Here is a 14,942-nt window from a genome sequence, read left to right on the forward strand (position 1 = left end):
ATTTTAGTCCTATGGAATATTAATGATTATAGGAGTAATGTTTTTAATAACCTGACCGTCCAGACCTTGAGCCGTAACTTTAATATCAAATATTGAAACTACATCTCCTGATCTAAGATTTTTCACTAATCCAGCGGCATCATTTAATGAACTTCCGTGAACTAATAATGCTGCTCTACCTGGTACTCTAACCATAAACTGAGTTACAGTGAATGAAACCGGGAAGTCAAAGTCAGGAATTGCTGCCTGTACCGTTTGATTCTGGATAGACGTAGCCGGCATAGATACCATACTCTGTCCTCTGATCTGTCCTTGCGGCGGTGGTACATTCTTAATTCTATACTCAAATACCTGTGATACAGATTTTCCGTAAGGATCTGTTCCTGATAATGTCAGTTTAACTGTATTACCCGAAGTAGGCTTCACACTCCATTTTCCTGGACCTGTATTTTTTACAGATGCTCCCGGAGCAGATAGTGAAAGTTTAGAATTGTCAGCCCCTAAGATTGATCCTGACACAGGGTTCTCAAGTCCTCTATACATTACATTCATCTTATCCGCAGAAAGCAATAATCCTTTTTCAAGTTTTACTTCTCTTGGTCCTGCGATTACGTTATACGTGTGCGTCCATGGGAAACTTTGAGGTTTTCCTGAAGCATCCGTTAAAGTAATTGTTCCACCCAGTTTGTGCTCGCCGATACCAGAACCTGAAATAGAGGTAATCCCTTTTCCGTTCTCTACTCTGCTTACCCCTGAGATAGCGATCTTGTTACTTGTAGAATAAGTACCCAACATTACTTTTACTTCAGCCTGTTTTCCTGCCTGGATATCCACCGGACCTGAAACGATAGGCTCGTAACTTGAGAATTTGATACTTGCATCCACTTTCTCCTGAAGTAATAATGCCAATGCATCAGACTGTACGTTTCTCGCATCATTCTGGATGATCTCTAAATTAGAAATCGCAGCGATCAACGGCTGGTGATAGAATTTATTCTGAAACCAAGTCTTGTCATTCGGAGATTTTCCTTTTGGATATTCAGCGATCAAAGATTTATTAGCTCTGTCTACTAAGTCTTTCAGCTGAGGATTGTTTCCAAAAGTAGCATTGATGTAATTTCTTACGTCGTCAATTTTAGCTTTTAAATCTAAAGCTCCTTTTGAAGGCGTATTCTCTTCTCCTTCTTTGAAGAAATATTCCGTAGTTGCTTCATTATTATTCAGCGCTGCGAAATTTTCGCTTACATCAATTTCTTTTCCTGTTTTTGGATCTTTATCATGAAAATCTGAAGTCTTTTTTAAAGCATCCTTAATATCCTGAGCAGATTTTACTAAGACATCAATTTTACCTTTTAAAACTTTATAATTTCCCCAAGGCTGTGCATAAGTATCTGGTACCTGCATTGCTTTAGCCTCAAGGGTTTTTTCGAATATTTTTTCGTTCTTATTTTCTGTTAAAGTTCTTGTTTCATTCAATGCTCTGGTAGAGTCATAATATGATCTGATGATTTCTGCATCAATATTTAGGGCCATCATCGCGATGAACACCAAATACATTAGGTTGATCATCTTCTGACGAGGGGTCTGTTTTCCTTGTGCCATTCTCTTTTCTTTTGTTTTTGATTAAGTAGTTAAATTTCAGAAATGGTTAGGAATTAAGACTTCATAGCAGTAAGCATACCACCATAAACTCTATTTAAGCTGTTAAGATTAGTTGTTAAACCTTGTAACTCTTGATTGAATTTTTCAGATTGCTCTGCAGACTTCTGCATATCTGCTACATATTTATTAGCAAATTCAGATTGTCTTTTACCGCTTTCAAGCTGCATTACATATAAAGCGTTCATACTTTCCATATGCTGAGCTGCTTTGTTAAGCTGATCATTATATTTATGAGTAGAAGCAGATACATCCACAGTCTGGTTGATCTGGTCTACAGAGTTAGAGAACTTGTCAATACCAGTTCTCAGTCTGTCGAACAACTGAACATCCAGTTTAGCATCCTGAAGCATTTTGTCTAATTTGTTTGAAAGAGAATTTTCTAATTCTGCAAAATGCTGAGCATTATTTTTAGATGAAACATTAGAATGTAAAGGATTTGGGTTAGCATGCTTATCTAATAGTTCAGGATAAACATTCTCCCATGCATAAGATTCTTCTGATTTTGGAGGGTCGAATGCAAAAATGATAAAGATAATAGCCTCCGTAATAAGTCCCACAGTAAGAGCGATATTACCATTAATTGGTCCCAAGGTAATGTGAGTAATTTTAAGCCAAGCTCCAAGAATTACAATTGCAGCACCGAATGAATAAAAGAAATTCATCCAAGCATCTTTAGTCTTAAACATATTAAGTTAGTTTTTTTAATGTTAAATAAAATTGTTATTGAAAAATAGTTGTCCGGTTAAATTATCTGTTAACTCTTCTTGGCTTAACAGCTGCTTCAGGAATATCCTGTACAGTTCTGAATCCGATATAGCTTCTTGCGGAATCTTTTCTTTCCCAATCTCTAGCACCTGTCATAAGGGCATATCCTATATCTTTCCAAGATCCACCTCTTACTGATCTCTTCGTATCCTTTGTATCTTTCGTAGAAGGATTTAAAGTAGATGAGAATCCGTAAGAAGAGTTGTTATACGCAGATGCTGTCCATTCAGAAACGTTTCCAGCCATATCAAATAACCCAAATCCATTTTTCTTAAATTTCTTTACTGGAGCTGTATATGTATAAGTACCTTTTTTCTCGTCTTCCATGTAGTTACCTCTCTTCGGTTTGAAGTTCGCCAGGTAGCAACCTCTGTCATCCATTAAATATGGACCACCCCAAGGGTAAGTAGCGTTTTGCATTCCACCTTTTGCAGCGTATTCCCACTCAATCTCTGTAGGAAGACGGAACTGCAATGGTCTTTGTTTTCTTCTTTTTAAGCTTTCGTTGTAATCCGTTTTCAGTTTAGATCTGAAGTAGCAGTATGCTCTCGCCTGATCCCAGGTTACCCCTACTACAGGATAATCTTTGTAGGCTTTGTGCCAGAAATACTGTTCGAACAACGGCTCGTTGTAAGTAAAGTGGAAATCATTTACCCATACCGTAGTATCAGGATAGATGGCAATGCTTGAACTCTTAAGGTAGTTGGCTCCTCTTTCGTTGTCAGCAAGTGCGGCATCCATATCTCCCCACTGATAGCTGTATTTTAGTTTACTAACGTCTAAAATTCTTTCGTTTCCTATTCTGGAAGAAGCAGGCAGATACATAGACTCTAAAACTTCCGCATATTCTACATCAGGGTACTTTCCAGTGCTCCAATGTAATGGGATTTTCCAGTCTAATTTTTTGCTTGCATCATAACTTCCGTCATCTCTTCCTCCCTGGCCTTCTAAATATTCTTGATAAGGTGTTAAATTTTCTTCTTTTTTAGCAAGGTATGCATAGTCTCCTATACTTGCTCCTCTACGTCCACCTTCTTCACCGCCTTCCCCAGCAGCTTCGGCCAATAGAGTTCTCGCAATGGAATCTCTCACATAATTGATAAATACCCTGTACTCCGCGTTGGTAGTTTCCGCTTCATCCATGAAGAAAGAGGAGACCGTAACAGTTTTCAATGATGCTTTTTCAGGGGTATTTGTTGGATCCTGATCAGCAAGACCAGCCACAAATGAACCTGCTGGAATAGCCACCATTCCGAATGGTCTTTCCGCAACAAATGATTTCGTTTTTTCTCTTGGTATCAATTCTCCTTTCGTTCCAGGCTTCCCTACAGAAGAACTGCCACCACCTGAACAAGATACTGATGCTACCGACGCAGACAATAATAAAAGAAATATCCTTTTCATGTTAATTTTTATAATTAAGCCGTAAATATATAATTTTTTTAAGAAACTTTTAAGATTTTTTTTGAAATAACGGAAGAAATCTAAATTTATTTTATTTACAACTGTTTTTTATTCTACGGTTACTGATTTTGCCAGGTTTCTCGGCTGATCTACATTGGCCCCTCGGTATACAGCAATGTAGTAAGCTAATAGCTGTAGAGGCACTGATGCAACGATCGGTGAGAAACATTCTGAAGTCTCCGGAATTTCAATAACATAATCTGCCATTGCACTTACCTGCTTGTCTCCTTTATTAACGACAGCAATGACTTTTCCTTTTCTGGCCTTAATCTCCTGAACATTACTCACAATCTTATCATAGTGTCCTTTTTTTGGTGCAATGATAACGATTGGCATGTTCTCATCGATAAGGGCGATAGGTCCGTGTTTCATTTCTGCTGCAGGATATCCTTCTGCGTGAATATAAGAGATTTCCTTCAGCTTAAGGGCACCTTCCAATGCTGCAGGATAGTTGTATCCTCTTCCTAAATAAAGGAAATTGGTAGCGCTGATAAAGTCTTTAGCAATATTCTGAGTAAGCTCGTGTGTCGTACTTAATACTTCTTCGATCTTTTTAGGAATAGCATCCAGTTCAGCGATTAAGCTCATGAATTCAGCATTTCCTAAGTTACCGTTATGTTTCCCCAGTTTAAATGCAATCAATGTAAGGATCGTAAGCTGTGCTGTAAATGCTTTTGTAGAAGCTACACCGATCTCAGGACCTGCATGCGTATACGAACCTGCATCTGTAATCCTTGCAATGGAAGAATCCACTACATTACAGATACCATATATAAATGCTCCTTTTTCTTTGGCTAATTTCAAAGCAGCCATCGTATCTGCAGTTTCTCCTGACTGGGAGATAGCAATCACCACGTCTTTATCTGTGATAATCGGGTTTCTGTATCTGAATTCTGATGCATATTCCACTTCTACCGGAATTCTTGCATATTCTTCAATAAGATATTCCCCGATAAGACCTGCGTGCCATGAAGTACCACAAGCGATGATGATAATTCTGTTGGCATTTTTGAATTTCTCTAAATGATCCCAGATCCCAGCCATTTTGATAATCCCTTCGTCTACAAGAAGTCTCCCTCTCATCGTGTCGTGTATGGATTTAGGCTGTTCAAAGATTTCTTTAAGCATGAAATGCTCATAGCCACCTTTTTCTATCTGCTCTAAGCTTAATTTAAGCTCCTGAATCTCAGGTTCAATTTTAGAGTTATCATTAATCGTTCTGATGTCTACCCCATTTTCCAATGAAATAGTAGCCATATGTCCCTCTTCAAGATAGATCGCCTCTTTTGTAAATTCTACGAAAGGAGAGGCATCAGAAGCAATAAAGTACTCTTTATCACCAAGTCCTATGGCTAGCGGAGAACCTAATCTTGCTACCACCAATACGCCCGGATAATCTTCGTGAAGTACTGTGATAGCGTATGCTCCGTATACTTCATTCAAAGCATATCTCACCGCTGTAGGGAAGTCTATTTCTGAATTCACATCCATGAAATACTGGATAAGATTTACCAGAACTTCCGTATCTGTTTCGGATTTAAATGTAAATCCTTTTTCAGTAAGCATTGTTTTAATGGTATCATAGTTTTCGATAATACCGTTATGGACAAGGGCTATTTTTTCATTATTTGACAAATGCGGGTGTGAGTTTCTGTCACTTGGAACCCCGTGAGTGGCCCAACGGGTGTGGCCCATTCCTATTTTAGCTGTCCCTTTTAACTGCGCCGAAATATTGACTAAGTCATCTACTTTACCCTTTGTTTTTTCTACTTCAAATTTCTTATTTGAACCTTCCAAAACAATCCCTGCACTGTCATATCCTCTATATTCTAATCTTCTAAGACCGTTGATCACAATGTCATACGCATCCTGAAATCCTGTATATCCTACAATTCCGCACATATTCTGTCTAGTGTTTTTTTATTTTTTAATACCGTAAGTGATGTATAACTGAATTCTTTCTTTAGTCTTACTTGCATCTGAGCCTACAAAAACAGCTCTTTCCATTTCAAATGCTCTGTTAGTAGATTTGAATCCGGCTAATGGTCCTGCCGCTGTAGCTACAAACTGTCCCATATTGATAACCAATGGATTGTTGGTCCCAGTACCATTTTCCACAATATCTTTTACTGTTTTCGTTACTGTGAATTCATAATAAGATGGGTCCGCGCTGTAATTAAGCCATGTGAAACCTGCTGCAATATCAGGAAGATATGCTGTAGGAGTAAATACTCCTGCCGTTTCCAGTGAAGGAAGAATAGTAACGTTATTACCTGTTGCTCTTCTTAATTTATTTTTCCAGACTTCATCTACATAAAGTCTGATCTTAGCACTTACGATGGCTGCTTTATTATCCTTATACAATGCTTTTAGCTCGTTGATGGTAGCATCCGGAATCTTTACCGCGATAGAAGGTCCTCCCATCCCCTGTAAGTATAGCTTTTCATTTCCTACATTTTGGTTGATCCCAGCTATGGCTTTCCCCCATTCAGATGTGTCATTGCTATATTCATACTTTCCGATACGTGCATTCCCTACACCTCCTCTCAATAATAATTTGAATGAAGACTGTGGTCTTGTGATCGTACCGTTGTCGTTCTTTTCGTTGGTATAATACATGATTACTTCCATGTTATCCGGAGAGAACTGGAAAAGATACCCATCCGTTTCGTCTACAGAAAGTTTGATTCCTTTGAAATATCTGATAAAGTTAGCTGCATCCTGAAGTTCAGGCTTACCACTCTTATCAAGGATTTTAGTCTGGAAGAAATCATTGTTCAAACGAATTCTAAATCCTGCATCTGCTGCAAATAAGGTTGAGTTGTCAGATTTTTTAGTGACGGTAACAGCTTTTACATTTCCGTCAAATACGGCAGAACCTAATGCTGTCCCAGTTCCCACAGTTACATTGGAATATTTGAAATCATTAGAGTTGGCATCCAGGAAAGTGGTTACTTCATCTACATTAATGTGCAGCAGTGTATTGGTTCCTCCTGTCTTAGTTTTACCATATTTCACTCTGTAATCAACAGGATAAGTCTTGATATCCGTAGAAACAGGTGTAGATACGGTCCCTATCAATATATTTTCATCTTTGGCACCCGGAGCTTTCACCGAATCCGCTACATATTGAGGTTTCATCACCAATACTACGGAATCTACTTTTGGGTTTTTTCCAAAATCAAAATTGTCACTGCTCATTCTCAACTGAGAGATAAACGATGCTTTCTGCATTCCGAACTGTGGCTCGGAAAAAGCTCCGATAATTCCAGCAGAAGTAGAGACTCCCGTGCTATTGATAAGACTGAAAAGTCTTCCGGCATCACTTCGTATAGAGTCATTATTATTGATATTATAAGCAACAAGGGGATATGATGTTACATTCCCCTCTGCAGCACCGTCCAGAAACAGCTGCTCACCCAGCGAATCCGCTTCCGGTTCACAGTTATAAAGAAGAGCACTTCCTAAAACCGCCACAAAAAGCATGGCAAAAGTCCTTTTAACAGTATGAGTCATTAAAAATGTGTTTTTAATAAAGTTGGTTTATAGAATCTACGTCTACGTATTCTGATTTCGGAGCTGAAGTTTCCTTGAAACCCTGATCAAGATCCTCATCCAGGAACTCGTCTCCTTTTACGACCATGTCTACGTAATTCATACTTTCGATAACAAAATTTTTGATTGTCGGATTATCTAACGCTTTTAATCCGGAAATATTATCGAATGCCAATTTCTCAGCGATATTTTTATCAAGATCCGCGTCTTTCTCATTGTATAAAGAAAGTACGATTTTGGCGTCTTTGAAATAAGTATCGGATTCGTAATATGTTTTAAGGTAAATTGGAACGAAAGAAGACATCCATCCGTTCAGGTGGATTACATCCGGTACCCAGTTCAGCTTTTTGATGGTCTCGATAACACCTCTTGCAAAGAAGATCGCTCTTTCGTCGTTATCATCGAAAGGATTCCCTTCGTCATCGACATAGTATTGCTTTCTTTTGAAGTATTCTTCGTTGTCAATAAAGTAAACCTGAAGTCTTTCCCCCGGAAGAGACGCTACTTTAATAATCAAAGGCTGGTCCAGGTCATTGATAATAATGTTCATTCCCGAAAGACGGATCACCTCATGAAGTTGGAATTTTCTTTCACTTATTTGTCCAAATCTTGGCATAAAAACTCTTACATCATTGCCTTCATTGTGCATCTTAAGTGCCATTTTGTTTACCACTGCAGCCATATTCGTATCTTCCTGATATGGATACATCTCTGTAGTAATGTACAGTATTTTTTGATTCGGCATAAATTTCTATCTATATTTTTGTAAAAATGCTTTAATGTGCAAAATTACAAAAAAACATCCAACATTATTTTAATTAACATTATTTTACGATAATTCCTATTTCCAAATTATTAAAAACTCATATAATTATGTGATATTTTTAGTATTTTTGAATTAGTATTAAAATAAACTATGGAAGTTATAAAGAACAAGAAAACCCTTCAGGATTTCATTGAAAGACAGAAAGAAATGGGAAAAAAGATAGGCTTTGCCCCTACTATGGGTGCGCTCCATAACGGCCACCTTTCCCTGTATGAAGAAGCCAGAAAAGATAATGACCTCGTAATTTCTTCAATTTTTGTAAATCCAACCCAATTTAATAATCCGGAAGACCTGGAAAAGTACCCGAGAGATATCAACAGGGATATTCTGATCCTCAAAAACTCAGGATTAGTAGATGCTGTGTACATTCCCGAGGTAGCTGATATCTATCCTGAAAAAACAGAAAGTCAGCATTATGATTTTGACGGACTGGAAAATGAAATGGAAGGCAAATCAAGACCGGGGCACTTTGACGGCGTAGGAACCGTGGTAGAAGAGCTTTTCAGACAGATCAAACCGGACAATGCCTATTTCGGGGAAAAAGACTTTCAACAGCTTGCTATTATTAAGAAAATGGTAGAAAAGAAGCAGCTTCCGGTAAAAGTAACAGGTGTTTCTATTTACAGAGCGGAAAACGGCCTTGCTTTGAGCTCAAGAAACCAAAGACTTCATGAAGACCGAAGAGAAGCTTCAAAAGTGATTTATCAGACGTTAATTAAAGTAAACGACTGGTTCCGGACCGTTACTATTCCTGAAATAAAAGAAAGAGTGACAGATATTTTTGATCATGAGCACGGAATGAAATTAGAATATTTCCTGATCGCTGATGAAGACACCCTGAAGGAAACCGATTTTTTCTATAAAGACAGAAAATACAGAGCATTCATCGTAGTTGTAGTAGATGGCGTACGATTAATTGACAATATGCATCTCGATTAATATTAAACACCTGTTCAACAAAATTGCGCTGGTATACATTAATAAAAGAAAAGCTCTGATCTTATAGACCGGAGCTTTTCTTTTGATATAAGGTAAATATATATAAAAAAAATCAAAGGTCTCTTGAGGAAACCTTTGATACACCAAATCACAAAATATTAATATGAAAAAAATTTACTTTTCAGTAAACTTGTGACCCGGCTGGGATTCGAACCCAGGACCCATACATTAAAAGTGTATTGCTCTACCAGCTGAGCTACCGAGTCGGTCACTTTATCAACGATTGCATTTGAATAATAACCTTCGTTTTAGGAGGTGCAAAGATACAACTTTTTTTTACTCCTGCAATAGTTAATATAAGTTTTTTTTATAAAAATCAAAGGTCTCTTGCGGAGACCTTTGAAACACCAAATCACAAAATATTAATATGAAAAAAATTTACTTTTCAGTAAACTTGTGACCCGGCTGGGATTCGAACCCAGGACCCATACATTAAAAGTGTATTGCTCTACCAGCTGAGCTACCGAGTCGGCCACAATTAAAAATGAAATAAATTCATTAATAATCATTAAATATTCGTTGCAGTGCCTGCGACTGGACTCGAACCAGCACATCCTTAGGAAACCACCCCCTCAAGATGGCGTGTCTACCAATTTCACCACGCAGGCATTAAAAATTACAAAAATCTAGTAATCTTTTTCGCTTGTGACCCGGCTGGGATTCGAACCCAGGACCCATACATTAAAAGTGTATTGCTCTACCAGCTGAGCTACCGAGTCGGTCACTTTATTTACGATTTACATTTGAATAATGTCCCTCGTTTTCAGTGGTGCAAAGATATGTGTTTTTTCGTTATCTCAAAACTTTTTTGCAAATTTGTTTAAAAAAAATTCATGGTTATTTCACTGATCGGATACATGGGATGTGGCAAATCTCACATTTCCAAAATATTAAGCGACAAAATAAATTTTAGACTAATTGACCTCGATAAAGAGATTTCCAGGAGAAATAAATTAACCATTCCTGAGATTTTCGAAAAAAAGGGTGAAATCCACTTTAGAAAGCTGGAACGAGAGGCCTTGGAAGAGATTCTTGCATCGGAAGAAAATCTGGTTTTAAGCCTTGGAGGAGGAACTCCGGTTTACTACAATAATATGGAGATTATCAATAATAGTTCTAAAAGTATATTTTTAAGAGCGTCTGTCAATACTTTATATGAAAGACTGACCAAACAGAAAGAAAAAAGGCCTTTAATAGCCAACATTTCTGATGAAGATCTGCCGGAATTTATTGCGAAGCATTTATTTGAACGAAATATATTTTACAGTAAAGCACAGTTCAGTGTCAATACAGATTCCAGAGATCCAGATGACATTGTGCAGGAAATAGTAGAAAAGCTCTATCTCTAGAGCTTTTTTATGTTAATCTTCGTTTTCGGAACTGTCATTTTCGGGTCCTTCTGCTGTTTCACCAAAGAAATCATCCCAGTCTGTAAAGTCTGAGGCAATATCATTTCCTATATACTCATCCATATCTCTCCGGTCTCTTTTGGTAGGCCTACCCTCCCCTTTAATTCTGTAATAGTCCTGTGACATTTTACGGAGTTTTAATAATTCATACTGCTCCTTGTCCGTCACATCCTGTATGTGAAGGGAAACCAGCTTTGCTCCCAGCCTGCTTTTAGGAATCTGGATAACCTTTATTTTGTAATCGATCTGATTTTTGCGGATTTTAATAACATCTCCTACTTTTACCTCTTTAGACGACTTTACGGCAGACGTTCCTATCGAAACTCTGTTCTTCTTAATTTCCTCTGTTGCAATACTTCTCGTCTTATAAAAACGAATGCACCATAAAAATTTATCTATTCTCATAATTTTTTATACTTTTGCCGTTATATTATTTGTAAAGTAATTAAAGTTTTTTGAAATGAAAAAAATATTTTTATATATCCTTGCGGGATCTTTATGTTTTTCTGCATGTAAGAAAGATGATGAAGTTGAAACTTATAAAGAACCGGATGACATTTCCGTTCAAAACAGTTATGACGATCAGGCCATTAAGAAGTTTATGAGCGAAAATTATCTGGATGCTCAGGGAAATATAAAAGCTTTCAGCACGACAGATACCAGTGATGACAATGAAAAAAAATTATCTGATCTGCCCTATGAGACACTTCCTTCCGGAACGATATACATTATGAGACAAGGCGCACAGCCAGCAGCTGGCACGGGTAAGGATATTAAACCTGGAGACGTTCTTACCATTATGATGAGAGCTACTGCCTATTTAGCAGCCACCAGTACAGACGGAAATGTTTCTTTTATTTCTAATATTATTATAGCCAATACCATCAACGGTACCGGACTTCCAATCGTTGACCCAACGTTTTACTATGTTAAAAATAAAGTGTTAACTGATGCAACTGCAGGAGTAGCACAACAGAGAAGTTACTACGAAATAGAAGGGTTCCAGGAAGCCATTCAAAAATTTAAAGCGTTTGACAATCTTCCGAATGGAAGCCCTTACAATCTTCAAGGCGTTATTATAGTTCCATCAAAAGCTGCTTTTGCAAGAGATCCGCATTTTACCTATAATGTGAACAATTATACGTTAAGAAATAATTCTATCGTATTCAATTTTCAGGTCTACGGAAGCAGAGACAGACTTGACAGTGAGAAATAAATTTTAGAAAAAAAATAAAGAAACCGCCTTCAGATGAAGGCGGTTTTTGTTTTTGTATGCTTTTTTAATATTTTGCTTTCTGCTTCACATTTCCTAAAATATCAGGGAAATAAAGGTCTGCCAGATGATCGAACTCATCTCCTCTCATAAACATGGTGGCATCTACTTCTTCGTAAGAACTTCTTCCTGCCGCTGCAATCAGCTCATTACAGGTATGCAACGTATTTTTGTGGAAATGGTATACCCTTTCACTCTTATCGGTAACATCGAGGCCTTTAACCAGCATTTTATCCTGAGTAGCAACACCTGTAGGACAATTGTTATTGTTACATCTTAAAGCCTGGATACAGCCTAGTGAGAACATAAACCCTCTTGCGTTATTACACATATCCGCACCCATTGCTACGGCTCTCAGAATATCTAAACTTGTCAATACTTTTCCGCTGGCAATTACTCTTAATTTGCTTCTTAAATTGTAATTGTTCAGTGTTCTGTTGACAAAAATCAAAGCAGGCTCCAAAGGCATCCCTACTCCATCCGAGAATTCCGGCGGTGCAGCTCCTGTTCCTCCTTCTGCTCCATCGATCGTAATAAAATCAGGGTAGATTTTTAAAACATTCATCTGTACGCAAATATCTTCGAATTCCTTGGTATCACCGATACAAAGTTTAAAACCAACCGGTTTTCCTCCTGAAAGCTCTCTCAGCTGCTGAACAAACCTCAAAAGACCTGCAGCATCAGAAAATGAACTGTGCGATGGCGGTGAAATAACGGTCATTCCCGGAGTGACGTGACGAATCTTTGCAATTTCCGGTGTATTCTTCACACCCGGAAGCACACCACCATGTCCCGGCTTTGCCCCTTGAGACAGCTTAATTTCCACCATCTTTACATTGGGAAGGGTAGAATACTGTTTAAACAGTTCAGGGTTAAATTTCCCTTCTTCATTACGGCAGCCGAAATATCCGGTCCCGATCTGCCAGCAAAGGTCACCTCCTTCCATGTGATAGGGAGAAATACCTCCTTCTCCTGTGTTATGGTAGAAATTTCCTTTTTTAGCGCCTCTGTTTAAAGACATTTGTGCCCTGTCACTCAACGCTCCAAAACTCATCGCTGAGATATTGAAAAGTGAAGCATGGTAAGGCTGTGTACACTGTTCTCCGCCTACCCAAACTCTTGGCAGTTCTTCTACCGGAGACTTCGCATAGATGGAATGCTTGATTCCTTCATATTTTCTGTGATTAACTTCTAACTGTGTTCCAAAAGCGACAGTGTCACTCAAGTTCTTGGCACGTCTGTATACTGCAGAACGCTGGTTTCTGGGAAATGGCTTCCCATCGGTCTCCCTTTCGATGAAATACTGCTGCATTTCTGGTGAAATACTTTCGAAAAAGTACCTGAAGTATCCCAAGACCGGGAAGTTCCTCAAAATAGCGTGTTTCGACTGATAAGCATTGTAAACACCCAATGCATAGATGGCAGTTAACAGGATGGGTATCCAATAATGCGCTCTGATCAGTAATGCGACAATCCATGTAGCAGTTACTAATACAATTCCCCAAGATAAAAACTTATCTCTCATGAATGTAGTTATTTAAAGTTAAAATAAATTTAGTGGAATTTTCGCAAAGAGACTACGCTTTTGCTAAAAAACTTTCGAAGGATGACTGCACAGAAACCGTGCCATCTGACAGGATTTTTTCTAAATTTAGAAATTCAATCTGATTAACGAATGCGGGATCAAAATCTTTCTGGACTCTCACGTAGTTTTCTGTGAAGCCATACATTTTGCCGTCTTTATTTTCGTGCTCCCAAAGAACAGGAAGCGTTTTTCCAAGTTGAGTCTGATAAAATGCCATTTTCTTCTTCTCAGAAAGTATTCTCAGCATTTTATTTCGTTTTTTTCTTTCAGGGATAGGAACGACACCGTCCATATCTGCTGCTTCCGTATTTTCTCTTTCAGAATAGGTAAATACATGAAGATAAGTGATAGGAAGTTCATTCAGGAAATTATAGGTCTCCATGAATTTCTCTTCGGTTTCACCCGGAAATCCTACAATAACATCTACACCAATAGCCGCATCAGGCATTACCTCGCGGATCTTATTCACTCTGTCGTTGTAGAGTTTCGTAAGATAACGGCGTTTCATTTTTTTCAACAGATCATCGCATCCCGACTGTAGCGGAATGTGGAAATGGGGAACAAAACTTTTGCTTTTTGAAACAAGGTCAATACTTTCGTCTTTCAAAAGATTCGGCTCAATGGAAGAAATACGTATTCTTTCGATACCTTCTACCTGATCAAGCTCTGAAATTAAGTCCAGGAAAGTATGTTCGTGTCTTTTATTCCCGAATTCACCTTTACCATAATCACCGATATTCACACCGGTAAGAACGATTTCTTTGATGTCTCTTTCAGCAATTTCTCTGGCATTTTTAATGACGTTCTCGATGGTGTCTGAACGTGAAATTCCTCTTGCCAGCGGAATGGTACAGTAGGTACATTTGTAGTCGCATCCGTCCTGTACTTTCAGGAAAGCTCTTGTTCTGTCACCAATTGAATAGCTTCCGATAAAGAAATCGGTTTCTTCAATTTCGCATGAATGAACAATTCCTTCATTATCCCTTTTTTCCAGGTCGTCAAGGTAGCTTAGGATATTGAATTTTTCTTTCGCTCCCAAGACAAGATCCACTCCATTGATTTGTGAAATCTCTTCAGGTTTCAACTGTGCGTAACATCCGACAATCACCACCAGCCCTTCCGGATTGGCTTTCATTGCTCTCTTCACGTGAAGTTTACACTCACGGTCAGCGTTTTCAGTTACCGAACAGGTATTGATCACATAAACATCTGCCTTATCATCAAAACTTACTTTGTCATAACCTGCATCTGTTAATTGACGGGCAATAGTAGATGTTTCCGCAAAATTTAATTTGCAGCCAAGTGTATGAAATGCGGCAGTTCCGTGAAAAGTAGACATTTTATTACTCCTGAATTTTCTGGGTGCAAAGATAGTAATTTTAATAATAATTCTGAATCGATTCA

12 protein-coding genes and 4 tRNA genes are annotated in these 14,942 nt (G+C 38.2%); 3 read left to right on the top strand and 13 right to left on the bottom strand.

Annotation, left to right across the window (positions count from 1 at the left end):
• Positions 1-9: 9 nt before the first annotated feature.
• The 6 genes from IW22_RS13095 to IW22_RS13120 form a co-directional block, all read right to left on the bottom strand.
• Positions 10-1,602, bottom strand: coding sequence for a GldM family protein (locus IW22_RS13095; protein WP_034727074.1), 1,593 nt, complete (start codon positions 1,600-1,602; stop codon positions 10-12).
• A gap of 53 nt (positions 1,603-1,655) precedes the next feature.
• A complete protein-coding gene (gene gldL, locus IW22_RS13100; protein WP_034727075.1) occupies positions 1,656-2,348 on the bottom strand; it encodes a gliding motility protein GldL in 693 nt (230 codons plus the stop codon).
• A 61-nt stretch (positions 2,349-2,409) separates the two neighbouring features.
• Positions 2,410-3,831, bottom strand: a complete 1,422-nt coding sequence (gene gldK / locus IW22_RS13105) for a gliding motility lipoprotein GldK (RefSeq protein ID WP_034727076.1) — start codon at positions 3,829-3,831, stop codon at positions 2,410-2,412.
• A gap of 108 nt (positions 3,832-3,939) precedes the next feature.
• Positions 3,940-5,793 (bottom strand): glutamine--fructose-6-phosphate transaminase (isomerizing), encoded by a 1,854-nt coding sequence (gene glmS, locus IW22_RS13110; RefSeq protein ID WP_034727077.1) that lies wholly within the window; start codon positions 5,791-5,793, stop codon positions 3,940-3,942.
• Between the two features lie 18 nt (positions 5,794-5,811).
• On the bottom strand, positions 5,812-7,407 hold the full coding sequence (locus IW22_RS13115; RefSeq protein WP_081873951.1) for a DUF4270 family protein: 1,596 nt from the start codon (positions 7,405-7,407) through the stop codon (positions 5,812-5,814).
• 13 nt (positions 7,408-7,420) lie between these two features.
• Positions 7,421-8,191 carry a glycogen/starch synthase gene (locus tag IW22_RS13120; RefSeq protein ID WP_034727079.1) on the bottom strand — a complete coding sequence of 257 codons (771 nt, stop codon included), beginning with the start codon at positions 8,189-8,191 and terminating at the stop codon, positions 7,421-7,423.
• 171 nt (positions 8,192-8,362) lie between these two features.
• Between IW22_RS13120 and panC the strand changes: the two genes are divergently transcribed.
• Positions 8,363-9,211, top strand: a complete 849-nt coding sequence (panC, locus tag IW22_RS13125; protein WP_034727081.1) for a pantoate--beta-alanine ligase — start codon at positions 8,363-8,365, stop codon at positions 9,209-9,211.
• Between the two features lie 193 nt (positions 9,212-9,404).
• On the opposite strand, the gene IW22_RS13130 is transcribed toward panC, so the two are convergent.
• The 4 genes from IW22_RS13130 to IW22_RS13145 form a co-directional block, all read right to left on the bottom strand.
• Positions 9,405-9,477 (bottom strand) — tRNA-Lys (locus IW22_RS13130).
• A gap of 191 nt (positions 9,478-9,668) precedes the next feature.
• Positions 9,669-9,741: transfer RNA gene (locus tag IW22_RS13135), tRNA-Lys, on the bottom strand.
• 55 nt (positions 9,742-9,796) lie between these two features.
• A tRNA-Leu gene (locus tag IW22_RS13140) sits at positions 9,797-9,879 on the bottom strand.
• Between the two features lie 38 nt (positions 9,880-9,917).
• A tRNA-Lys gene (locus IW22_RS13145) sits at positions 9,918-9,990 on the bottom strand.
• 114 nt (positions 9,991-10,104) lie between these two features.
• Here IW22_RS13145 and IW22_RS13150 point away from each other — a divergent pair.
• The gene (locus IW22_RS13150) at positions 10,105-10,620 is read left to right on the top strand and encodes a shikimate kinase (RefSeq protein ID WP_034727082.1); all 516 of its coding nucleotides are present in this window, start codon (positions 10,105-10,107) and stop codon (positions 10,618-10,620) included.
• 12 nt (positions 10,621-10,632) lie between these two features.
• On the opposite strand, the gene IW22_RS13155 is transcribed toward IW22_RS13150, so the two are convergent.
• On the bottom strand, positions 10,633-11,085 hold the full coding sequence (locus tag IW22_RS13155) for an RNA-binding S4 domain-containing protein (RefSeq protein WP_034727083.1): 453 nt from the start codon (positions 11,083-11,085) through the stop codon (positions 10,633-10,635).
• 55 nt (positions 11,086-11,140) lie between these two features.
• Between IW22_RS13155 and IW22_RS13160 the strand changes: the two genes are divergently transcribed.
• Positions 11,141-11,896, top strand: a complete 756-nt coding sequence (locus tag IW22_RS13160) for a hypothetical protein (protein WP_034727085.1) — start codon at positions 11,141-11,143, stop codon at positions 11,894-11,896.
• A 64-nt stretch (positions 11,897-11,960) separates the two neighbouring features.
• On the opposite strand, the gene IW22_RS13165 is transcribed toward IW22_RS13160, so the two are convergent.
• Both IW22_RS13165 and mtaB read right to left on the bottom strand, forming a co-directional pair.
• Complete coding sequence (locus IW22_RS13165; RefSeq protein ID WP_034727087.1) at positions 11,961-13,478, bottom strand: FMN-binding glutamate synthase family protein; 1,518 nt, start codon at positions 13,476-13,478, stop codon at positions 11,961-11,963.
• A 52-nt stretch (positions 13,479-13,530) separates the two neighbouring features.
• On the bottom strand, positions 13,531-14,877 hold the full coding sequence (gene mtaB, locus IW22_RS13170) for a tRNA (N(6)-L-threonylcarbamoyladenosine(37)-C(2))-methylthiotransferase MtaB (protein WP_034727088.1): 1,347 nt from the start codon (positions 14,875-14,877) through the stop codon (positions 13,531-13,533).
• Positions 14,878-14,942 lie beyond the last annotated feature (65 nt).

Source organism: Chryseobacterium sp. JM1 (assembly GCF_000737715.1).
Lineage (GTDB): Bacteria > Bacteroidota > Bacteroidia > Flavobacteriales > Weeksellaceae > Chryseobacterium.

Coding starts and splice junctions, on each gene's coding strand:
- IW22_RS13155 (WP_034727083.1), bottom strand. CDS start 11,085: ATGAGAATAGATAAATTTTTATGGTGCATTCGTTTTTATAAGACGAGA.
- mtaB (WP_034727088.1), bottom strand. CDS start 14,877: ATGTCTACTTTTCACGGAACTGCCGCATTTCATACACTTGGCTGCAAA.
- gldL (WP_034727075.1), bottom strand. CDS start 2,348: ATGTTTAAGACTAAAGATGCTTGGATGAATTTCTTTTATTCATTCGGT.
- IW22_RS13120 (WP_034727079.1), bottom strand. CDS start 8,191: ATGCCGAATCAAAAAATACTGTACATTACTACAGAGATGTATCCATAT.
- IW22_RS13095 (WP_034727074.1), bottom strand. CDS start 1,602: ATGGCACAAGGAAAACAGACCCCTCGTCAGAAGATGATCAACCTAATG.
- gldK (WP_034727076.1), bottom strand. CDS start 3,831: ATGAAAAGGATATTTCTTTTATTATTGTCTGCGTCGGTAGCATCAGTA.
- IW22_RS13115 (WP_081873951.1), bottom strand. CDS start 7,407: ATGACTCATACTGTTAAAAGGACTTTTGCCATGCTTTTTGTGGCGGTT.
- IW22_RS13150 (WP_034727082.1), top strand. CDS start 10,105: ATGGTTATTTCACTGATCGGATACATGGGATGTGGCAAATCTCACATT.
- glmS (WP_034727077.1), bottom strand. CDS start 5,793: ATGTGCGGAATTGTAGGATATACAGGATTTCAGGATGCGTATGACATT.
- IW22_RS13165 (WP_034727087.1), bottom strand. CDS start 13,478: ATGAGAGATAAGTTTTTATCTTGGGGAATTGTATTAGTAACTGCTACA.
- panC (WP_034727081.1), top strand. CDS start 8,363: ATGGAAGTTATAAAGAACAAGAAAACCCTTCAGGATTTCATTGAAAGA.
- IW22_RS13160 (WP_034727085.1), top strand. CDS start 11,141: ATGAAAAAAATATTTTTATATATCCTTGCGGGATCTTTATGTTTTTCT.